Origin of the sequence: Arthrobacter sp. NicSoilB4 (assembly GCF_019977335.1) — a bacterium.
Lineage (GTDB): Bacteria > Actinomycetota > Actinomycetes > Actinomycetales > Micrococcaceae > Arthrobacter.
In genome coordinates, this window is the sequence record NZ_AP024653.1 from 1,819,542 (window position 1) to 1,840,567 (window position 21,026).

Annotated in this window: 21 protein-coding genes; 8 read left to right on the forward strand and 13 right to left on the reverse strand. The window is 66.0% G+C overall.

Annotation, left to right across the window (positions count from 1 at the left end; all coding sequences use genetic code 11):
- Positions 1-17 precede the first annotated feature (17 nt).
- Complete coding sequence (locus LDO13_RS08125; protein WP_224049481.1) at positions 18-899, reverse strand: aldo/keto reductase; 882 nt, start codon at positions 897-899, stop codon at positions 18-20.
- Between the two features lie 152 nt (positions 900-1,051).
- Positions 1,052-2,503 (reverse strand): MFS transporter, encoded by a 1,452-nt coding sequence (locus LDO13_RS08130; RefSeq protein WP_224049482.1) that lies wholly within the window; start codon positions 2,501-2,503, stop codon positions 1,052-1,054.
- Between the two features lie 102 nt (positions 2,504-2,605).
- On the opposite strand from LDO13_RS08130, the gene LDO13_RS08135 reads away from it, so the two are divergent.
- Together LDO13_RS08135 and LDO13_RS08140 are read left to right on the forward strand one after the other, a co-directional pair.
- Positions 2,606-3,487, forward strand: a complete 882-nt coding sequence (locus LDO13_RS08135; RefSeq protein ID WP_224049483.1) for a helix-turn-helix transcriptional regulator — start codon at positions 2,606-2,608, stop codon at positions 3,485-3,487.
- The gene (locus tag LDO13_RS08140) at positions 3,484-3,792 is read left to right on the forward strand and encodes a hypothetical protein (RefSeq protein WP_224049484.1); all 309 of its coding nucleotides are present in this window, start codon (positions 3,484-3,486) and stop codon (positions 3,790-3,792) included. Before LDO13_RS08135 ends, LDO13_RS08140 begins: the two co-directional genes overlap by 4 nt.
- A 52-nt stretch (positions 3,793-3,844) precedes the next feature.
- On the opposite strand, the gene LDO13_RS08145 is transcribed toward LDO13_RS08140, so the two are convergent.
- Positions 3,845-4,528: a DedA family protein gene (locus tag LDO13_RS08145; protein ID WP_224049485.1), complete on the reverse strand. Its 684-nt coding sequence runs from the start codon at positions 4,526-4,528 to the stop codon at positions 3,845-3,847.
- A gap of 401 nt (positions 4,529-4,929) precedes the next feature.
- Between LDO13_RS08145 and LDO13_RS08150 the strand changes: the two genes are divergently transcribed.
- Entirely contained in the window at positions 4,930-5,364 is a 435-nt protein-coding gene (locus tag LDO13_RS08150; RefSeq protein WP_224049486.1) for a hypothetical protein, read from the forward strand.
- Between the two features lie 34 nt (positions 5,365-5,398).
- Here the strand turns inward: LDO13_RS08150 and LDO13_RS08155 are convergent, their stop codons facing one another.
- From LDO13_RS08155 to LDO13_RS08185, 7 genes are all read right to left on the reverse strand, one after another.
- Positions 5,399-5,923 (reverse strand): DUF427 domain-containing protein, encoded by a 525-nt coding sequence (locus LDO13_RS08155; RefSeq protein WP_224049487.1) that lies wholly within the window; start codon positions 5,921-5,923, stop codon positions 5,399-5,401.
- A 140-nt stretch (positions 5,924-6,063) separates the two neighbouring features.
- Entirely contained in the window at positions 6,064-6,942 is an 879-nt protein-coding gene (locus LDO13_RS08160) for a glycerophosphodiester phosphodiesterase family protein (RefSeq protein WP_224049488.1), read from the reverse strand.
- 138 nt (positions 6,943-7,080) lie between these two features.
- Positions 7,081-7,407, reverse strand: a complete 327-nt coding sequence (locus tag LDO13_RS08165; RefSeq protein WP_224049489.1) for a DUF1905 domain-containing protein — start codon at positions 7,405-7,407, stop codon at positions 7,081-7,083.
- Positions 7,408-7,498: 91 nt separating this feature from the next.
- On the reverse strand, positions 7,499-8,047 hold the full coding sequence (locus LDO13_RS08170; RefSeq protein WP_224049490.1) for a TOPRIM nucleotidyl transferase/hydrolase domain-containing protein: 549 nt from the start codon (positions 8,045-8,047) through the stop codon (positions 7,499-7,501).
- A 107-nt stretch (positions 8,048-8,154) separates the two neighbouring features.
- On the reverse strand, positions 8,155-9,399 hold the full coding sequence (ligD, locus tag LDO13_RS08175) for a non-homologous end-joining DNA ligase (protein WP_224049491.1): 1,245 nt from the start codon (positions 9,397-9,399) through the stop codon (positions 8,155-8,157).
- Complete coding sequence (locus tag LDO13_RS08180; RefSeq protein WP_224049492.1) at positions 9,400-10,566, reverse strand: cytochrome P450; 1,167 nt, start codon at positions 10,564-10,566, stop codon at positions 9,400-9,402. It abuts the gene before it with no gap.
- A gap of 251 nt (positions 10,567-10,817) precedes the next feature.
- Positions 10,818-11,459: an NADPH-dependent F420 reductase gene (locus LDO13_RS08185; protein ID WP_224049493.1), complete on the reverse strand. Its 642-nt coding sequence runs from the start codon at positions 11,457-11,459 to the stop codon at positions 10,818-10,820.
- Between the two features lie 470 nt (positions 11,460-11,929).
- Here LDO13_RS08185 and LDO13_RS08190 point away from each other — a divergent pair, with 470 nt between their 5' ends.
- Both LDO13_RS08190 and LDO13_RS08195 read left to right on the forward strand, forming a co-directional pair.
- Complete coding sequence (locus tag LDO13_RS08190; RefSeq protein WP_224049494.1) at positions 11,930-12,580, forward strand: MerR family transcriptional regulator; 651 nt, start codon at positions 11,930-11,932, stop codon at positions 12,578-12,580.
- Complete coding sequence (locus LDO13_RS08195) at positions 12,571-13,563, forward strand: hypothetical protein (protein ID WP_224049495.1); 993 nt, start codon at positions 12,571-12,573, stop codon at positions 13,561-13,563. Before LDO13_RS08190 ends, LDO13_RS08195 begins: the two co-directional genes overlap by 10 nt.
- Before the next feature lie 7 nt (positions 13,564-13,570).
- Here LDO13_RS08195 and LDO13_RS08200 read toward each other — a convergent pair whose 3' ends face one another.
- A complete protein-coding gene (locus LDO13_RS08200) occupies positions 13,571-15,007 on the reverse strand; it encodes a DUF2252 domain-containing protein (RefSeq protein WP_224049496.1) in 1,437 nt (478 codons plus the stop codon).
- Between the two features lie 212 nt (positions 15,008-15,219).
- A complete protein-coding gene (locus LDO13_RS08205; RefSeq protein ID WP_224049497.1) occupies positions 15,220-15,969 on the reverse strand; it encodes a potassium channel family protein in 750 nt (249 codons plus the stop codon).
- A gap of 282 nt (positions 15,970-16,251) precedes the next feature.
- On the opposite strand from LDO13_RS08205, the gene LDO13_RS08210 reads away from it, so the two are divergent.
- The 3 genes from LDO13_RS08210 to LDO13_RS08220 all read left to right on the forward strand — a co-directional run bounded on the left by LDO13_RS08210 (position 16,252) and on the right by LDO13_RS08220 (position 19,796).
- A complete protein-coding gene (locus LDO13_RS08210; RefSeq protein WP_224049498.1) occupies positions 16,252-17,061 on the forward strand; it encodes an aquaporin in 810 nt (269 codons plus the stop codon).
- A 100-nt stretch (positions 17,062-17,161) separates the two neighbouring features.
- Entirely contained in the window at positions 17,162-18,100 is a 939-nt protein-coding gene (locus tag LDO13_RS08215) for a 5'-3' exonuclease (protein WP_224049499.1), read from the forward strand.
- An 85-nt stretch (positions 18,101-18,185) separates the two neighbouring features.
- On the forward strand, positions 18,186-19,796 hold the full coding sequence (locus tag LDO13_RS08220; RefSeq protein WP_224049500.1) for a DASS family sodium-coupled anion symporter: 1,611 nt from the start codon (positions 18,186-18,188) through the stop codon (positions 19,794-19,796).
- Between the two features lie 74 nt (positions 19,797-19,870).
- Here the strand turns inward: LDO13_RS08220 and LDO13_RS08225 are convergent, their stop codons facing one another.
- Positions 19,871-21,025, reverse strand: coding sequence for a glycerate kinase (locus tag LDO13_RS08225; RefSeq protein ID WP_224049501.1), 1,155 nt, complete (start codon positions 21,023-21,025; stop codon positions 19,871-19,873).
- Position 21,026: the final 1 nt, after the last annotated feature.

The window sequence follows — 21,026 nt, forward strand, 5'->3', positions numbered from 1 at the left end:
TTGTCTCTGTCTCTGTCTTAGGCTTCGGGGATGACCATGGCGAAGCGCTCTTCGCGGGCCTCGTCGGGGTCCGGTCCGTTGCGCATCCCTGTGTCGAGCCCGTCAATGGCGGCGAGTTCGCGGGCACTGAGCTCGAAATTGAACACGTCGAAGTTTTCGGCGATGCGTGCCGGATTCGTGGATTTCGGGATGGCTGAGCGGCCGTGCTGCAGGTGCCAGCGCAGCATGACCTGTGCCGGACTCTTGCCGTGGGCCCGTGCGATGGCGGCGATGGTCGGGTCTTCCATGACGTTTCGGCGCCCCGCGCCCCACCCTGGGTAGAAGGTGATCCCGCCGATCGGCGACCACGCCTGGGTAAGGATCCCGTTCCGGGCATCGGCGGCCTGTACGTCCGGCTGCGTGAAGTAGGGGTGCAGTTCGATCTGGTTCACGGCGGGGACGACGTCGGTCGCGTCCAGGAGCTGCTGCAGGTGGTGCGGCATGAAGTTGCTGACACCGATTGCCCGCACGCGCCCGTCAGCAAGCAGCGCCTCCAGCGCCTTGTAGGCGGCGATGGTTTTTTCGAAGCGGTCGGGGGCGGGCTGGTGCAGGATGAGCAGGTCCAGATAGTCGACGCCCAGCTTGCCGGTCGCCTTCGCCCAGGCATGCAGTGTCTGGTCGTAGCCGTAGTCACTGACCCAGACCTTGGTCTCGATGAACACCTCCGCACGGTCAAGGCCGGAGGCACGGATGCCCTGCCCGACTTCCTGCTCGTTGCCGTAGGCGGCGGCGGTGTCGATGTGCCGGTAGCCGGTGGCCAGTGCGGCCTCGACGGCGGCCGTGGTCTGTTCCGGGGCGCTTTGGAAGACGCCGAGCCCGATAGCGGGCATGATGACCCCGTTGTTAAGTGTGATGTCCATGGTTGGTCCTGTTCCTTCGCTTCGCTTACGGGCGGACGGGTACTTTGAGCGTTTTTGAGTTGTCGGACAGATTCCAGTCAACTCCGGTCGCGCACGTCTTGGGAGTCACGGCTGATCAGGGTATTGGCAGGACCCCCTTCGGGGTTCGTGGTTCAGCGGGTGCTCCCGGCCAGCGCCGCGGGCCGCGCCGCGGGCAACGTCCGGGTCCGGCGCCCGGCCAAGTCTGCGGGCAGGATGAGTGCCGCAGCGACTGCCAGAGCCAGGAGCAGGAGGATGCTGCCCGTGGTCAGCGCGACGCTGACCTGCGCGGCCAGGTGCGTAACGGCGGAACCCGCCGCCGGGACGCTTGCTGCCGCCGCGACCGCGACGCCAAGCCCAAGGCTGGTACCGACCTGGTGGAAGGTGTTGACAAGGCCCGACGCCGCCCCGGCATCGGCCGCGGGGGCGCCGACGATGCCAAACGAGGTCAGTGGCGCAAACGCGAGACCCTGGCCGGCGCCAATGAGGACCATCGGCAGGGCCACCCCCGCCAGATAGCCGGAGTCGACGCCGACGCGGCTGAGCCAAAACATCCCGGCGAGGGTGACCAGAATGCCGGTCAAGAGCGGAATGGAACCCGGCATTTTCCCCAAAAGCTTCGGGACACTCATGGCAACAGCGAAGTTGACTGCGGTCATGGGCAGGAATCCCATGCCGGCCTGCAAGGGGTCGAAGCCCAGTACTTCCTGCAGGAACTGGGTCGTGAAGAAGAAGAATGCGATCATCGCGCCCAGGTACAGAAAACGCGCAACGTAGGCGCCGGTGCGTCGGCGGCTCGCGAACAGCCGCAACGGCATGATCGGCTGGGCCACCCGGCGCTCGATCAGCACGAACACGATCAGGAGCACGACGCCGGCGCTGACGGCTGTGACCGTCACCGGGGAAGTCCATCCCGCATCAACGGTGTTGATTATCCCGAACACGAGGGCGCCGACACCCAGTGTGGCGCTGAGTGCGCCGAATACGTCGAAGCGGCCGCGGGCCCGGCCGGTTTCCGGGAGGAACCGGGGCGCGAGTGCGATCATCGCGGCGCCGATGGGTACGTTGACGAAGAACCCGGCCCGCCAGGAGATCCAGTGGGCCAGCGCCCCGCCGATGACCAGGCCGAGGCTGGCGCCGATCCCTGCGGTAGCGCCGTACAACGTCACCGCCCGGTTTCGCTCACGGCCTTCCGGGAAGCTCGCCGTGAGCAGGGACAGTGAGGCGGGTGCCACGATCGCCGCCCCGATACCCTGGACGGCGCGGCCGGCGATCGCCCACCAGCCAGCCGGTGCCAGCCCGATCAGCAGGGAAGCGATCGAAAACACCACCAGCCCGACGACGAAGACCCGCCGGCGTCCGAGAAGGTCTCCTGCCCTGGCGCCGAGGAGCAGCAGGCCGCCGAAGACCAGCGTGTACGCATCCTGGACCCAGGAAAGCTCACCCGTGCTCAGCTGCAGGTCAGCCTGCAGGCTCGGCAGGGCGGTGAAGATAACCGAGTTGTCCAGCAGGATCATGAAGTAGCTGACGAGGATGATCGCAAGGACCGCCGCCGGGTGCGGAGCAGTTGTGGGTTCAGGTTTCATGCCTTCAATGCAACCCGGATTCCGCACGGGCCGGGAGTCACAGCCGTTCCGGGTAACGGCAGTGCCTCCCTCGTGCCAGCGGCCGCGGGTAGCGTGGAAGCCATGACACACAGCGACGATGTGCGGAAGTTCCTGACCTCCCGCCGCGCAAAGATCACCCCGGATGAAGCCGGCCTGCCGGTCTATGGAGGCAACCGGCGCGTTGCCGGGCTCCGACGCGAGGAAGTCGCCATGCTCGCCGGAATGAGCATCGATTACTACATACGTCTTGAGCGGGGAAACCTCTCCGGCGCCTCGGACAGCGTCCTCGAAGCGCTCGCGCGTGCCCTGAAGCTCGACGACGCTGAAACGGCCCACCTTTTCGACCTGGCCCGCGCGGCCACAGCCTCCCCCCGGGTGCGGCGCAAGCGCAGCCCGCAGACCGTGCGGCCGAGCGTGCAACGCGTCATCGATGCGATCACGACGGCGCCGGCCTGGGTCCGCAACGACCGCGGGGATGTTCTTGCTTCCAACGAATTGGGCCGTGCCCTTTATCTGGACCTGATGGCCGAACAGACCACCCCGCCGAACAGCGCACGGTTCACCTTCCTGAACCCGAAAGCGCGGGAGTTCTTCGCCGATTGGGAACGCGCGGCGGATGACATCGTCGCTGTCCTGCGGTCCACAGCCGGGAAAAACCCGTACGACAAGGACCTCACGGACCTGGTCGGTGAACTCTCAACCCGAAGCGAGGAGTTCCGCACCCGGTGGGCCCGGCACGACGTGAAGTACCACCGCGCTGGCCGCAAACGGCTTCACCACCCGATCGTCGGGGACCTGGACCTGAGCTTCGAAGCGTTGGAGCTCCCCGCCGACCCGGGACTGCGCATCAACGTGTACACAGCAGATCCCGGCACACCCTCCGAGGACGCGCTGAAAGTCCTGGCCAGTTGGGCCGCCACCCAGGGTGAGACGACAATGGCCACAGTCAAGGAGAAGAAATGAGCCACCGTCGCACCACTGTTCTGATTGTCGGTGCCGACGGTGTCATTGCCCGGGACCAAATCGCCCGGGTCCTCCTCGACAGCCTTCACATTGACGCCGCCAACCACAAAACTCTCGAACTCATCGCTGACTATGGACCGGAACAAGACGAGCTCACCACCGTCTTCGCCGCCCTCACTCCAGACTCAGGCAAATCCCTCGACGCGGCCGAAGACCTTGTGGACCTCCCCATGGAGAGTGAGCCCGAACTGTCCCGTGACGACCTCGCCACAATCACAGCAGGAAGCCTCAACGCCGGGGACTAGCGTTCAGCGCGGGGGCCGACGTTGATCCCGGCGGGACGATGAAGCCCCGGCCTCATTCGGCGTCGGGCACGCCGTCCCCCGTCCCTTCCGCTGACTTGAGCTTCCGGCGTCTGCGCCGGCGCCAGACAATCACCAGTCCAAGAATGACGATGGGGACCAGCACCCAGCCGCCGATGTCGAGGGCGTCACCGATGGCATGGGCCAGCGCCCCGGCCAGATAGGCGAGAACGCTGAGGCTCGCGACCCAGGCAATGGACCCTGTGATGGTCCACAGCAGGAACTTCGGCAACGGCATCTTCGCAGCCCCGGCGGCAATGGCGCCCCAGAGCCGGACGACAATGACCCAGCGGCCGAAGAACAAGGCTGAGCCGCCGTGCCGGTCGAAGAACGACTCCAGTTGGACGATGCGACTTTCGTCGGCGTGGAAGCGCTGTGCAAGGCGCAGCATCAACGGACGACCTCCCACCCGCCCCAGTACGTAGCCAATAGTGCTCCCGAGCATGGCGCCCAGGCTGCCGACCGCGATAACGGCAGCAAGGTTCAGATCTCCGTGGCGCGCCGAGGCGTAGGCCCCAAGCAGTACGGCCACCGCGGGAAGCGGAACACCGGCGCACTGGGCCAGCACAATGACGAAGACGCCGAAGTAGTAACCCCACTCGTCCGCAATCCCTGCCTCCGCGGCCATGAAACCGGCCCAGCCGAGCGCCATCAAGCGGACGGCAGATAACCCGGTCATCGCTCACACCTCACTCTGCCGCTCCGCCGTGGTTCGTAATGACGGTCCCCGCGCTGCCGGCGGTTGCTTTGCGGTCGTGGCCCACGCGACGAAGCTGGGATGGCCCTTGTCTACCCTTGTGGCCCGGCCGCGTCAAGAGCGCGCCGCGGTCACAGCCGGTAGGGGCCGGCGCCGGCACCGCGCTGCAGGTCTGCGGCCCTACACCGGTGCGTGAATTCACCCGACGCGGATGAGGTGCCGCACTTCACCGGGGGCAGAGGATGGAACTGCAGCGGTCCGTCAAACTCGATTGACCGGCCCGGACTGTGAGGAACACCAGCAGGATCGGTACGAGCTTCACGACATGCCGGCGCCCACCTAGAGGCCGACGGCAGAAAATTCAACGGAAAGCGGTCGACAAAATGAGTACAGCCCATCATCCTGTCGCTTCAACTGGCTGGACCGGTTGGGTCCGTTTCGCCGGAGTCATTCTGATCATCAACGGCGTTTTCAGCGGCCTTCAAGGTCTCGTCGCGCTCACTGGACCCGATTCCTACTATTTGTCGGCCCCGGGCGCACTGTTCATCTTCGACGCGAAGGGGTGGGGCTGGTGGAATGTGGCTCTCGGCGTGCTCTTGATCCTCACCGCCGTCGCGCTCTTTTCCGGCGCAACGTGGGCTAGAGTCGTTGCTGTCGTCCTTGCGGGCGTCAGTGCTGTCGTTCAACTGATGCTCATTCCGGCGCAGCCGTGGTGGTCCTTGATCGTCATCGCCATTGACGTGTTGATCATCTACGCGATCATCGCCCACGGCGACGAGCTAAAGCCGGGAGAAACCCCGCCGAACGTCAGCTCTTAAACCGGAACGCCCGGGCTTCGTGCGAGCGATGTTCTCACCATCCGGCCGTGCCCGGGCCACCTTTGAACGGACCGACGATCTGCGAGGTAACCCAACCGCCGTAAAAGTCGCCTTCCTGGAAGGTCACTTGCTCGCCGTTGACCTCGCAGGAGTCCATGTGAGCCGGGTAGAGGGCCACCCGGGTGCTGAGCGGCTCGAACCCCCGGGTGGGTTCCGGGTAAGTCCACCCGGCGCGGGGAACGACGACGCCGCCGGCGACGACGTCGAAGTAGTGCGCTTCCCCCTTGAACTCGCAGAAGCTGCTGCCCTCGACCGGGACGAGTACACCGGCAGGGAATGAGCTCAATGGCAAATAGTAGACAGGCGGATGACTGGTCTCCAGGACGCGCACTGCATCGGTGGTGTCGGCAATCACCTGCCCGCCCAGGCGCACGATAACCCGATCGGATCGCGGCTCGACCCGTGGCGGTCGAGGGTAATCCCACACCGATTCCTGACCGGCTTTGGGTTTAATAGGCCGGGGCCGGAAGAAGCCGGAAATACCTGGGGCAGGAGTCATATCCCCATGTTGCCATCTTCTGCTGCGTTGCCACTGTGAACGCCGGGGGAGGGAATGCCGAGGAAGGCTCCGTCCGACACGGACGGAGCCTTCCTTGAACCCTGCACCGGACTAACAAAGCCCAGGTGTGAGCGCCGAATCTAGAGGATGCCCCGCAGCACCTGTGGGTAGTTGGTGATGACCCCGTCGACGCCCCAGTTGATGGCGCGGCGCATGTCCTGGCCGCCGTTCACGGTCCAGGTGTACGTCTTCAGGCCGTAGCCGTGGATCATCGCGACGGTGCCTTGGGTCATGTCGCCGAGGGCCGGGTTGGCGGCCTGCGCCCAAGTGGCGGCGTCGGCGAGTTGCGCGTCGGACGGCGGGCCGCCGGCGAAGAGCAGGCCGACCGGTACGTCCACCGCGAGGGCATCATAGGCGCGCAGCCACTCGTGGTTGAACGACTGCATCATTACCCGGCCGTGCCGCAGGGCCTGGGTGAATTCGGGCAGCGTACGCAGCTCCCTGTCGACGTCGATCTCAATGCCCGGGTAGAGCTCGGGCGACTTGACCTCCAACAGCATGCCGGTTTGACGGCCCACGGCGTGCGCCCACTCTGCGAGCGTCGGCACGCGCTGGCCGGCGAACTGCGGCGCGAACCACGAGCCGGCGTCGAGCTGCTTGATCTCGGCGAGCGTGAAGTCGCGGACGTTCCACGGTGCCCGGTCGGGGAAGACAGTCTCGACATCGGTCGTGCGGGCCAAAGTCGTGTCGTGAATGATCACGAGGGCGCCGTCGGTGGTGCGCTGGATGTCGTTCTCGACGACGTCGACGTCCTGCTGCAGCGCGAGCTCCACGGCCGCGAGGGTGTTTTCGGGGGCTGCTCCGCTGGAGCCCCGGTGGGCGATGACCTGGACGGTCGAGTGGGACCCGTTGCCTTGGGCTATGCTCTGTGCGGCCTGAGCGGCCGGTGCGGTGAACGCACTTAGGGCGGCAACTGCCAACCCTGTGACGATCCCGAGCACGCGTTCTGTACGACGCATGGACAACCTCTTCCTGTTCTGAACCGGCAAGTGCCGGTCTCGCTCACCTACGCTCTCGAAACTTTGTGCACTCGCGTCGAACTGCTCATGGCCTATGGGTGAACTGTCAGGCATCAGATGTTTTCCTGGGCAGGTGCCTCACACGGTTGGGCCGGTGCCGTTCGCGGCCCGACCCCCGCGGGGAGCCACGCTCATGGTGACCGTTACAGTGTCACCGTCGCCGAAATGTTCCTGCGCGCGGACGTGCTTTTTCACCGGCAGCACGTACTCACCGTTGCGCGGCAGCAGCGAGGTCTCCCATTCGGTGCCGCCGATCCGCACGCACACCGGGATGGCGCCCCAACCGTAGGTGACGGCTGCTGCCTCGGCCCGGAGGTAGTCACATATGTCCGAGGGCGGCGACAACCAGTAGAACGGCGCGGGCCCACGCCATTCGAACACATCCGCGCTGAAAGTCAGGTCCACGTCACGTAACGGTAGTGGTCGGACGACGCGTGATCAACAGCCCCTCGGGCGCCGCCTGCAACGCCAGTGGATTTCAGCCTGCGCCGGGCGATCACACCACCAAGGAAGCGACGAGCCGGGCGAGCGGCGGAGGCGCATGTCCAGCCGGCAAAGCGTCGACCAGCAGTGGCGCGTAGCGGACCTTGTTACCGCTGCGTCCTCCGAAGAACCGTTGCAGCTGCGCGGTTACTGGCCGCTCCCGCAGTGACGGCTGGCGTTGCAGAAGCCGGAACGACGCGAGCTCGCCTTGAGCCGCGATGACTTTGAGCACGTCATCGATCCCCAGGCAGCGGATGAGTTCGTCCTCTAGATCGGCGCGACAGACATGGAACCCAAGCTCAGCCAGCGGACCGGGCCCGATACCTGCGCGGCCGAGCGCGCGGGCGATGCCACGGGATTCCCCCTCATCGCACAGGCCCAGCAACCGGTGGCCTGCGCCATTCGGTCCGTAGCGGTCGAGGAATCGGACAATGCTGGTGGCGCCTCCCATCGGCACGACCGACACCCGCAAGGCTGTCAGGTCAAGGCCGAGGCGAATAGCCAGCGTCTCGACCGCCAACCGGTCACTCTCGCCCTCGACCAACACCGTCGTCGCCTGCATGTAACCAGTATGTCGGACGGCCAGCCGCGGCGGCTCCCGGCGGGCACCGTGAACCGCCGGGTCTGAACTGAACCCGGTAGGGGGATCGACAACACCATCCGGTGCTGTCAGGACCCGGGGTGCCCCGGCCACTGTTTGCCCGCCCACGGGTCGTAGTCGGCGATGAGCTCCTCCTGCCGCGGACGCTCATTTTCGGGAACGTGCTGCAGGTTCACCCGCACCCGGTACCAGAGCGAACTCGATCCGCGCATTCCGTCGACGAGTATGTCGGCCGGATGCAGTGCTGGCACGACGCCGGCATGCCGGGTTGCCCATTCGTCGAGTGCCGCCAGAGCCTCGGCCTTGGTCTTGGTACGGGCCACCTCGATCAGCGGCATCACCGACTGCCGGCGGCCCGAGCCGTCGCTGCCGCGCGGCGGCTTATCGGCGGGGCCGAGCCCGGCCGCCAAGCTGAGAAGTCCGTCGAGTGCCCCGACAGCGTCGTCTATGCCGGCGTGGGGGTCGCCCACCGCCGCGAAACGCTCGAGCACCGTGGGAACCGTGAATTGCTCCGGTCGGGTCGAGCTGACTTCGGCCCAGGTGAGCGGGGTCGAGACCCGGGCGTCGGGCAGGGGCCGGATCGAATACGCCGATGCCACGGTGCGGTCCTTGGCGTTCTGGTTGAAGTCGACGAAGACACTCTCGCCGCGCTCCTCCTTCCACCACCGCGCCGTGGCGAGGCCCGGAGCCCGGTTTTCGACCTCCCGGGCGAGGGTCTCGGCGGCCAGCCGCACGTCGCGGTATGACCACCGGGGCGCGATGCGGACCAGGATGTGGAGGCCCCGCGACCCGCTCGTCTTCGGCCACCCCACCAGTCCCACGTCGTCGAGCACATCCCGTGCGACGTAGGCGACGTCGACAATCTGCTTCCAGTCGACCCCCGGCATCGGGTCAAGATCGACCCGGAGCTCGTCGGGGTGCTCGAGATCCTCAGCGCGCACGGGGTGCGGGTTGAGGTCCAGGCATCCAAGGTTAACGACCCACGCCAGGCCCGCAGCATCCCGGATGACGGCTTCCTCGGCTGATGTCCCCGACGCGTAGTGCAGCGTCGCCGTGTCGATGAAGTCGGGATGGCCGTCTGGCACCCGCTTCTGGAAGAACGGCTCAGCGCCGATCCCTTTCGGGAAGCGCTTGAGCACCATGGGCCGTCCGCCGGCGCCCCGCAGCGCCCCGTCGGCGACAGCGAGGTAGTAGCGAACCAAATCGAGCTTCGTCAGCCCTGGCTCGGGAAACACCACCTTGTCCGGACTCGAGATCCTCACTTCGGCGCCGGCAATATTGATGATCCCGGCCGGGGTCTTCGACGGGTTCATTCAGGCCGCCTGCCACCTGACCGGAAGCGACTTCACACCATAGACGATGGTGCTGTCCATCCGTTCCAGCTGCGATCCCGGGACCAGGCTCAGTCCGGGCAGCCGGGACAGGGTCGCCTCCAGTGCGATCCGTGCTTCAAGCCGGGCCAGCGGGGCACCGAGGCAGAAGTGGACGCCGTGGCCGAAGGCCAGATGCCGGATCTGGCCGCGGTCGACGTCGAACTGCGCGGGCCGCGCGAACTGCCGCTCGTCGCGGTTTGCGGAGCCGATCCAGGCCACCACCGGGGCGCCGGCCGGAATCTGGACGCCGCCCAGGGTCGTGTCGGCAACGGTCACCCGGTACATGGACTGCACCGGTGACCGAAAGCGGAGCACTTCTTCGATGGCCTGCGCAAGCCGTGATGGCTCCTTCACAATCCGCTCGATGGTGCCGGGCACTTCGGTAAAGCAAAGAACCGCGTTGCCGATCAGGTTGGTGGTTGTTTCATTACCGGCGACGAGCAGCAGCGCGCAGAAGCCCAGCAGTTCAGCCACGTTCAGTTTCTGCCCGTCAATCTCGGCGGCGAGCAGGTTGCTGATCAAATCATCGCCGGGCCGGCGCCGCCGCCGTTCGATCAGGTCCAGGAAGTACCCGGTCATCTCCTGGTTCGCGGACTGGTGGTCCTCAGTCGCCGCACCGGTCCGCGTTTGGCTCACGATCACATCGGACCACCGCTTGAACCGGTCCCGGTCCTCCGCGGGGATGCCCATAAGTTCCGAGATTACGATGACCGGCAAGGGGTACGCCAGCGCCTCGATCAGGTCCGATGTTCCGAGGGGGGCGATCCCTTCCAGCAGTTCGTCCGTAAGTTCGGAAATCCGGGGAGCGAGCGCATCGACGGCCTTCGGCGTGAATGCCTGGGTGACCAGGGAGCGTAGCTGCCGGTGCCGCGGCGGGTCTGTGGTGATCAGGCTCGACGCGAACAGGTGGCCCGCCGCGGATGACTCGTCGCCGCCCATCCGCGAGGAAAACGTGGCGTGTTCGGACAGCACCCGTTGCACGTCGTCATACCGGAACACGTGCCAGCTTCCCGACTGCTCGTCGAGAAAGACGGGTGCTGATTGCCGCATCCGCTCGTACTGGGGAAAGGGATCCAGCGGATGCTCACTGGCCGGGACGAAGTCCATGGCTGGCCTCTCTGCTCAGCCCGGCGATCTGTCGGTCTGGCCGAACCGCCGGGGCGTCGGGTTGATGGACCGTGGGAGCCTGATCTTATCCAACGCCGGTTCCGCCTGTCTGTAGGGAATTGCAGCAGCCCCGCCACGGGCGGACACATTTTCATCCGGCAGGATCGGCCAGCCGGCGGAGCACAAAAGAGCACGACGGCGGGAATGTTCCCGCCGTCGTGCTCCTGGTTCCTACGGCTGCAAGCCGGTTGCTACTTGGTGACCTGAAGACCCGTGTCCCAGTTGAAGTCGGCGAACTCCGGGTTGGCCTGCATGGTCATGAGGACGAACTGGAAGCCTTCGAGTTCACGGGCGCGCTTGAGCGGACCGACGACCAGGGGGCGCATGCCGCCGGCGCCGACGAAGCTGCTGACAGCAGCGTTGGCCGCTGCGTTGTCCCCGGCGATGAAGACGTCCAGCGGCTGTCCGCCGGACTCGCCGGCCACCAGGGTGCCGGCGAAGGTCGTGTTGAAGGCCTTGACCACATGGGCACCGGCGGGGACAAGCTGCGAGATTTCCTCGGCGGCGGAGTTCCCGGGTTCAACAACCAGCGAATCGAAGGTCTCGAAGTTCACCGGGTTGGTGATGTCCACGACGGTCTTGCCGGCCAGCGCATCGCCATAGGCCCTGACAATGGACTTCGCGGCGTCGAACGGAACCGCCAGGACCACGATCTGGCCCTTCGGAGCGTCCACCGTTGTGCCGAAGGTGACGCCGGCGCCGAACTCGGCGGCCAGTTCCTGCGCCTTGGTGGCGTCCTGTCCGAGGATCTCGACGGCCAGGCCGCCGGCGAGGGCACGGGTTGCGATGCCGCGGGCCATGTTTCCGTTGCCGATGATGGTGAGGTTCGTCATTGGAGTCTTCTTTCCGAATATGCGGGCCAGGAGGGTTTTCATCAGATTCTGTTCTACTGGGGGAGCGTTTGTTGAAGCTACAACTAAGGTACTCCGAAAAAGTTGAAGCGTCAAGTATTGCGCTGAGTTCTTCGCGGATACTGGAGTTCGGAATCAGAGCCCAGGAGGGTGGTTGCTCGAAGGATCGCTTGTTCGAGGTCGGCGTTGAGTTCTGCGGTGGACAGTGATCCGAGTTCGCCCCGGAGCACTGTTCGCTCGATGCGGGTTTGTGGCGTGCACACCCACCGACCAGCCGAAGCAGCAGCGCTGGATGCGCCTACGGCCCATGGCGATTGTGCTATTCATCCGTTCCAGGCGCGATCCCGGGCGAGTCTCAATCCGGGGGCGCGTAAAAGCCGCAGACCGGCTCGACGGAGTAGGTCAAACTATAGACAGTGGGACTCTCCGATAGTCATACTATCTACATGCGAATGGCTGAACTGAGCAAAACCAGCGGCATTCCGGTCGCCACCATCAAGTTCTATCTGCGCGAGCGGCTGCTTCCGGCGGGTGAACGGACGGGTCCCAATCAGTCGCGCTACGGTGAGCAGCACCTGCGCCGGTTGCGGCTCATTCGTGGCCTCCTCGACGTCGGTGGACTCAGCGTCGCGTCGGCCCGTGGCGTGATCGATGCCGTGGACTCGGAGCTTCCCCTGGCCCACTCATTCGGGGTGGCCCAGCGGGCGGTCTCCGCCGACATCGATCCGGGCGGGATGGACCCCGAGGCCCTGGCAGGCATCGACCGGCTGGTCGAGGGCTGGCGCGTCTCAGCGGACAACCCGGGCCGGCTCGCCGCGGCCCGCGTGCTGGAGACCTTCAATGCGCTGGGCCAGCGGGATGACCGGGACTGGTTCTCGCGCTATGCCGCCGCGGCCCTGCTAGTGGCCGAGGCAGACCTGGATCTGGTCGAGGCCCGCGGCAGCCGTGAGGCCATGGCCGAGACCGTGGTCATCGGCACCGTATTGGGCGACGCCCTCTTTTCGGGGCTTCGCCGTGCCGCGCAGGAGCATGTCTCGGCCCTGCGCCATCCTGTCCCGTTCGAGCCAGTCCGTGCACCCGCCAAGGAGCAAGAATGTCCGTAACAGCAGCTTCCCCGTTTCTTGCCGTGCAGACCCGCTGGCACCGCCCGCTGCTCTGGCTCAGCCTCGCTATGGCCGCCTCGACCCTCGCAGCCCTGGCCGGGCTGGCCCTCGACCCCCGGTTGCTGGACGGGGCACCGCTCTGGGCCAAGCCCTTTAAATTCTCCGTCTCCATTCTGATCTATGCCCTGACACTGTCCTGGCTGCTCGGCCAGCTGCAGCGCTGGCGGCGGCTGGCGTGGTGGGCAGGCACCTTGGCGGCGGTCTTCCTCGCGGTGGAAATCGTCATCATTGGGGGAGCCGCAGCGGCAGGCAACAAAAGCCACTTCAACGTTTCCACGCCCGTTGCCGCCAGCCTCTGGTCCGTCATGGCCGCGTCAATCGTTATCGTTTGGATCGCTGGCCTTGTTACGGCGCTGTTGCTCTTCAGGGCTCCGCTCAGTGACCCGGTGCGTTCGCTGGCGATCCGCGCCGGGTTCGTCATCGCGCTCGTCGGCATGGCGCTTGCGTTCCTCATGACAGGCCCCACCGCGGAGCAGCTCAACAGTTTTCGGGGCATCGTCGGGGCACACACGGTTGGCCTTCCCGACGGCGGCCCCGGCCTCCCGCTGCTGGGTTGGAGCACCTCAGCTGGCGACCTGCGCGTTCCCCATTTCGTGGGCATGCACGCCCTCCAGCTCATCCCGCTCTCGGCCCTGCTGCTCGAGTTCGGTGCCCGCCGGGTTCCGCTTCTCCGGGCGGCCGCGACGCGCCTGGGCCTGATCTGGATCCTCGTCCTGTCCTACCTGGGTGCCGTGGCGCTGCTCACGGTGCAGGCCCTGGCCGGGCAGCCGGTCGTGCGCCCCGACGCTACCGTGACGGCTTGGGGCGTGGCACTCCTCGCGGCTGCCGGGTTGGCCGCCGTCGTCGTCCTCCGCAGGGGGCGCCGCGCACTAGTCGCACAGCAAGGTGTCGTTCTGCCGGCCGCGAGCTGGCAGCAGCCGTAACGCCGGCCTAAACGGCGTCGGCTGCCGGCAGCCGGCCGGACCGCACTGCGTCGGCGAATGCCTGGTAGTCCCTTTCGTTCTGGTCGGCGTAACGCTCGGAAAAGTCGGTGATGGACAGGTCGAACTTGTCGCTCTTGCCGAGGTAGGACGCGATCGCGACCGGGTCGCCGGACCTGGCGTGGGCCCGGGCCAGGGTCCAGCCGCATGCGTTGGCGTAGAAGTTCATGCCGAGCGGCTTCATCCCTTCCACAACGGCTGAGCCCTTCATGTCACGCAGTTGGCGCCAGTACAGGTACCGGTTGTCCTGCACGCCTTTGGTCCACCCCAGGAAGATGTCGCTCGCGGCCTGCATCATCCGCTGTCCCTGAACGACACGTTCGCCCGGCTGCTTGTAATGGCTCTTGGGCAAGTGGTCCTCGAGCACAGATTTCGTGGCTTCCTTGACCTGGAGGAACAAGGGATCCTCTTGGTCGCGTCCCTGGAGCAAGGCGATGAACGCCCGCGTGCCGACGCTGCCGACGCCGACGACCTTGCGGGCAACGTCGATGACTTCGAATTGTTCGAGCAGGTGGCGCCGGTCATCCGGCAGCGTGGCCCGGTAGGAACGGAGCTGGTCACGAACCGCGTTCTCAACATCCTCGCCAGACATACCGTACGTGGCTGCCAGTTCCCGGACGGGAACGACAATGGGCGGTTGACTGACAATCCGGTACTTCCCGTCAACGCGCTCGGCGAGCTTGGACAGGGCCTGCAGGCTGTCCCTGGTGTGCGCCTTGGCGACGTTCTGCCGTGCCGCTTTCACCATTCCTTGGGCAACCTTCTTGAGGGCCTTCCCCTTCTGGCTTGCCACGGCCAGGTCGATGGCTTCCATCAGTTGCTCCTCGGACAGGCGTGAGTACCAGATGTCCAGGGTGCGCATTTGCGCGAACTCGGCCATCGCCTCCCGGTACGCCCGGACCGCCCTGAGAGTCGCGTCGCGTGTTTCTTCCTTGGTGAACGCGTTGTTACGCGCCGCAATTGTAAAACTCGCCGCCATCCGCTTGACGTCATACTCGAACGGGCCCGGGAGCGTCTCGTCGAAGTCGTTCAGGTCGAACAGCAAAGTCCGTTCCGGCGAAGCGAAGACCCCGAAGTTGGAAAGGTGGGCGTCTCCGCACAGCTGGACGCGCAGGTCTGCCCGGGGCGTGTCTTTCAGGTCGGCCGCCATGATCTTCGCCGCACCACGGTAAAACGTGAACGGGGAGACCAGCATTCGGCCGTGTCGTACCGGTACCAGGTCCTGCTCCCGGGTGCGGTTCTGTTCCTCGAGCAACGCGACCGGATCCGGGCGGTCGGTGGCGGGAGTCCAGCCTGCGTGGCTGGAAACGGGTGTCTTCTCGCGGCACCCTTTACCCTTTGCAGCACGTTTTTCAACACTCGGGTGCTTGACTTTGGTCCCGGCCATGATCGGTGACCCTCCCATTTACATCAGGAACCGTCACCGGCAACAGGTGCCAGGCGTTGGTGCCGGCTGAGCGCGTAAGGCGCCTTGGTTTCGGGCTCATCTGAATCGGTGCACATTGACGATCCAAGGCGACCGGAGGGCCCGGGCCGACCGCCTCACAATGCGATTGTGGCCTTGCGGCGCTGAATCGTCAACGCGCTGCGGGCGCACCCCTAATCTGGTTCCTTGCGTGGCTTGACTTCCGTAGGGCCACTGACGGTTTCCACCGGGCCCAGGGTGCGGCCATGGAGCCTCTCGACCTGCGCCGTGAGCCGGGCGAGTTCGTCGCTCCTTGCGGATTCATCCGCTTTCGCCCGTGCGTTCGTCGCGGCGGTGACACTTTCGACCAGCCAGGATGACACGGTCGCGGTGACCATACTCAAGACGACAAACCCGCCGATCATCAGCGCAGCGGCAGCCCAACGGCCCGGCATAGTGACGGGATAAAAGTCGCCGTAACCGATCGTTGTGATCGTGACCATGGCCCACCACAGGGAGTCACCCATCGTGGTGATATTCGCGTTCGGGGCGCTCTTTTCGAAACTGAGGACGCTCAGGGCAACGGTGTAGATGAGAAGGAGGGCCGATGCAATGACGTAGGCCATGAGGCGCGTTCTGATTGCCGTTCCCGGGGCCCGCTCCATGACCTGGCGCAACGTAAAAGGCCTCAGCAGCCGCAATGGCCGCATCACCGGGAGTACCACCATCAGCAACTCCAAAGGGTGGCGGATGAACCACCGCACCGGCTGCGGCGCCAAGAGCAATTTCACGATGTAATCGACGCCGAAGGCAACCCATGTTGACCAGATGACAATGACCAGCGCGTCCGCGTAAGGGGCCGGCGGTTCCGCGATGATCAGAATGGAATATGCCGCCAGGAAAAGGAAGGCCGCCCCGACGAGGGGCAACTCGGAATACTTCATCCACGTCTCTTGCCTCATGGCTGAATCGTAGGACTTTGTTCCCCGGAAGTCCTCAGGAAATGCCCGGCCGGATCCCTTCGCGGACGGCAGCGCTACCGTCCCCCTTGAACAGCAACGAGAACGGCGATGACAGCAGGCCCTGGCAGCGGTACATTGGGCTTCTGCGGTGCCGGCCCGCGTCGGGCACGGCAGGTCACGAAGCCAGCACCGGCGGAGGCGAATGCCATGGCGAAAAATCAGGGCAATAACGCAAGCGGACGCAGGGGTGCGCGTGAAGCCCACGTGAATGAGCGAACCCTTGCCAACGAGCTGGGGGCGGTCGAGCAGAACATCCTGCTTCGAATCCAGGATTTCGATGATCCACGCCAGGAATGGCGGCGCCTGTTCTCGGAGCTATACGGCACATTTCTGCTCGTCATCGTGGCTGCCGGGGGCGGAATGATGAGCCAGGCCTTTCCCGGTGTCATCAGCCGCACGTCGGCCGTGGTGGCTCCCGGCTTAATGGTGTTGGGGATCATTCTGTTCATGGGCAAAATCTCGGGTGCCCATTTGAACCCTGCAGTCAGCCTCGCGTTCGCGCTCCGCGGCGACTTCCCGTGGCGCCGGGTGCCGGGCTACATCGTCGTTCAGCTCATCGGCGCGACGCTTGCCTGTCTGCTGCTGCAGGCCGTCATCGGCGTCTCCGCCACCTTCGGTTCGAACTACCCGGCTGCGAACTACCCGGCGGTCGCCGCGTTCTGGATGGAGGCGCTTCTGACTTTGGCGCTGGTCAGCGTCATCCTCGGAACGGCCTCCGGGGCCCAGAACATCGGGCTCCTCGGGGCGTTTGCGGTAGGCGGCTACATTGCCCTGGCAGGGCTGTGGGGCAGTCCCATTTCAGGCACTTCGATGAATCCCGCCCGGACTTTCGGGCCCGACCTTGTGGGCGGAAATTTCAGCCACTATTGGGTGTACGTCGCCGGGCCCCTGGCCGGAGCTGCCGCCGCCGTCGGGATCGCGTTCATTTTGCGCGGCGCAGGCGGCGGGAAGTCGGGTTCCGAAGCTGCACAGGGAGCCCTCTTCACCGAGGCCGCCCAGGAAAAGGAAGCATAGTGGCCGGCTGGACGGGCTCGTACGTCGTGCCTTGACCGCCGACAAGAACACGGAACGGACGGTCCAGCGCGAAACAGGCACAGCCGTGTCAGGATCAGTCATGGCCCAACGTCTGATGCTGCTCGACACCGCGTCCCTGTACTTCCGCGCCTTCTATGGCATTCCCGATACGATCCGCCGCGCCGACGGAACGCCCGTGAACGCCGTCCGCGGGCTGCTCGACATGATCGCCCGCCTCACCACGGACTACGAGGCGACGCATCTCGTTGCGTGCTGGGACGACGACTGGCGTCCGCAGTGGCGGGTGGACCTTATACCGAGCTACAAGTCGCACCGGGTGGCAGAGGCGGTGGCGGATGCCCCCGATGTGGAGATCGTTCCGGACGCGCTTCGGGCGCAGATTCCGTTGATCCGCCGCGTGCTTGACCTCGCCGGCATCGCCGTCGTGGGGGCTGCCGGGCATGAGGCCGACGACGTCGTCGGCACCTACGCCAGCCACGCCGGGCTGCCCGTCGACGTCGTGACGGGGGACCGCGACCTCTTCCAGGTCGTCGACGACGCCCGCCGGGTGCGCGTGATCTACACCGCGCGCGGCATGAAGAACCTGGAGGTCCTCACCGAGGCAGTGGTCGTTGGCAAGTACCGTGTGTTGCCCGGGCAGTATGCCGACTTCGCGACCCTCCGCGGCGATACTTCCGATGGGCTGCCGGGCGTCGCCGGCATCGGGGAGAAGACCGCCGCGTCGCTGCTCGCCGAGTACGGCACGCTGGACGGGCTGCTCGCCGCGGCGGCCGATCCGGAAAGCGGGCTGTCCGCGTCCGTGCGGTCGAAGCTGGCGGCCGCCGCGGACTACCTTGCGGTCGCGCCCGCCGTCGTGAATGTCGTGCGCGACCTCGAACTGCCGACGCTGGAACAGGCGGGGGCGCCACTGAACCCTGTCTCCGGCGATGCCCGCGCCGAACTGGAGGCGCTCGCCACGCAGTGGAACCTTGGCGGCTCGGTCGGACGGCTCCTCGCTGCCCTCGACCGGAGTCCGTGAGGGGCTGAATTGCTGAGGCACTGCAGGAGAAGCTAACGACGGAAGGACGCCGATGTCCACGGACCTGCCAGCAGACCCTCTGAAAGTGTCCGGACGCACTGATGTCCGGGCCGCCCTGCTCGGAGGGAAGACTTTTCGGAGCCTCAGTGAGCAAACCCTGTCACCCAAGGAGGAGAAGTTCGAGAGGGCGCGGCAGACCCTGGGATTCTTCCTTGCCCCTGCCGTCGCGATTCTGTTCGCGCTGCTTCCGGTGCCGATGGACCGGACGCAACAGCTGCTGGCCGCGGTCCTGCTGGGCGTGATTATCCTATGGATCTGTGAGCCGGTGCCCATTCCGGTGGGAGGCCTCCTCGGGGTAGCCGCCGTGGTGATCCTCGGCGTGGCACCGGCCGGCGATGTCCTGGCCCCCTTTGGATCGACAACGATCTTCACCTTCATCGGCGCCTTCATCCTCGCCCAGGCGATGCTCAAGCACGGCATTGCGCAGCGGCTGGCCGTTGCCGTGCTCTCGATACCCGGCGTGGCCACGTCCACCTACCGGGTGATCGTCGCCTTCGGGGTCATCACCTGTTTGTTGTCGGCCTTCGTATCGAACACGGCGACGGTTGCCATGCTGATGCCCACAGCACTCGGCATTTTGGCGGTGATCTGCCAGCTCATGCAGGACCGTGGCATCGTCCGGGCGGACTTTGACCCGCTGCGGCTGCGGGTCGGCGCAGCGCTGATGCTGATGCTGGCCTATGGCGCCAGCGTCGGAGGCCTGCTGACACCCGTGGGGTCCCCGCCCAACCTCATCGGCCGGGGCCTGATCGAGGAGGCCACGGGCGAGCGCATCTCCTTCGCCCAGTGGACTGCCACCGCGGCCCCGCTCTGCCTGGCCATGTTCCTGGTGCTGGCACTGATCATGTTCCTGCTCAACAGGCCCGAGGTCCGGCGGATCGAGGGCGTCGAGGAATACCTCCGCGAGCAGAAGGCCGCCCAGGGCAGAATGGCCCGCGCGGAAATCAACACCCTCATAGCCTTCGGTGTCACCGTCACCCTGTGGCTGCTCCCTGCCGTCATCAGCCTGGCCGCCGGCGCCGACTCTGAGCTGTACCTCTTCCTGGATGACCGGCTGGACGAGGGGATCGTGGCGGTGCTCGGGGCCTCGCTGCTGTTCATCCTGCCGACGAACTGGAAGGAACGACGGGCGACGCTCACCTGGTCGGACGCCGCCCGGATCGATTGGGGGACCATCCTCCTCTTTGGTACGGGCATCATTTTCGGTTCACTCCTTGCAGCCACCGGACTCGCGGAGACCATCGGGACCGCCGCGTCGAATAACCTCCCGGCCACGAACGTCGTCGCTATCACCGCTTTCGCCACGGTGCTGGCCATCCTCATCTCGGAGACCACCAGCAACACGGCTTCGGCAGCCGTCGTCGTCCCCATCGTCATCCCCCTCTGCGCGGCGATTGGGGTTGACCCGTTCGTGCCCGCCCTGGCGGCCACGTTCGCCGCCTCATTCGGGTTCATGCCCCCCCGTCTCGACGCCGCAGAACGCGATCGTCTACGGCTCCGGAACGGTGCCGATCATCAGGATGATCCGCACTGGGCTGGTGTTCGACATCAGCGGTGCACTCCTCATCATCGGTATAGTACCGGTGATGGTCGGCGTCACCGGCATCGGCGGATGAGCGCGACTGCGCCCCCGTGACAGGCAGGTTGGGCCGCAAAGCGCCCGTCCGCGTGATCCCGGACGGGCGCTCCTGCTCCCGGCAGCAGGGAAAGCTAGAGGAGTCTGCTTCCGATGTCCCGTCCGATCCTGCGAAGCAGGGCCGCGGAAAGTTCAGGGTCCTTGGCGGAGTCCTGATCGGTGTAATCCGCCAGGGTGTACACCTGTGACAGGTGCAGGTCGGACCACCGGTCCCGGGGGAGCAGGGAGCGGCCGGCGACGGCGATGATCGGGCGCTGACCGGACCGGCGTGCGACGGCGGCGGGCAGTTTCCCGGCCAGCGTCTGTTCGTCGATGCTGCCCTCGCCGGTGATCACGACGTCGCAGTTGTCCTTGCGGGTGTTGAAGTCGAGCAGGTCCAGGAAGTAGTCGGCACCGGAAACCTGGTGTGCGCCCAGCAGCAGGCAGGCGTAGCCGATGCCTCCGGCACTTCCGGCGCCTGCATGCCCGGCGAGGGCCGCCGCGTTCGCGAATCCGGCCTCCGTCAGCTTGGCAACGAAGTGTTCCAGGCCTTGGTCCAAGGCCTCGATGTCGCCTTGTCGGGCGCCCTTTTGGGGCCCGAAGACGGCCGCTGCGCCTTGGGGCCCGAGCAGCGGGTTGTGGACGTCGCTCGCGACGATGAGTTCGGTGCCGGCCAGTTCGGGGAGGATGGACCGGTGAACGGTGTGGATCTCGTCCAGTTCCCCTCCGGAGCCGTACAGCAGCCTGCCGTCGGCGTCGCGAAAGCTGAAGCCGAGGGCCGTGAGCATTCCCAGGCCGCCGTCGGTGCTGGCACTGCCGCCCAGGGCCAGCACGATCCGTGCCGGGTTCAGGCTGAGTGCGAACAGGATTGCTTCGCCGAAGCCGCGGCTGGAGGCGTTCAGCGGCTCCAGCCGCCCGCCCGGCAGGAGCGCGAGGCCGCAGGTGTTGGCAACCTCGACGACGGCGGTGGCGCCGTCGAACGCGATGCTGGCCTGGACGTGCTGGCCGGTGGGTCCGGCGACGGTGTAGCTGCGCTGGTTGAAGCCGGAGGCGACGGCGGCGTCAACACTGCCGTCACCTCCGTCCGCCAAAGGCAGCAGCTCGCAATGGACCGATCCGGTCCCTGAACCAGTTGCCGAGCGGAGCCCCGCGGCCAGGGCATCCGCCACCTCGCCGGCGGTGAGGCTGCCTTTGAATTTATCGGGTGCGATGAGCGTGCGGATGGTTTTCGGGGCGGTCGCGTTGTGCATT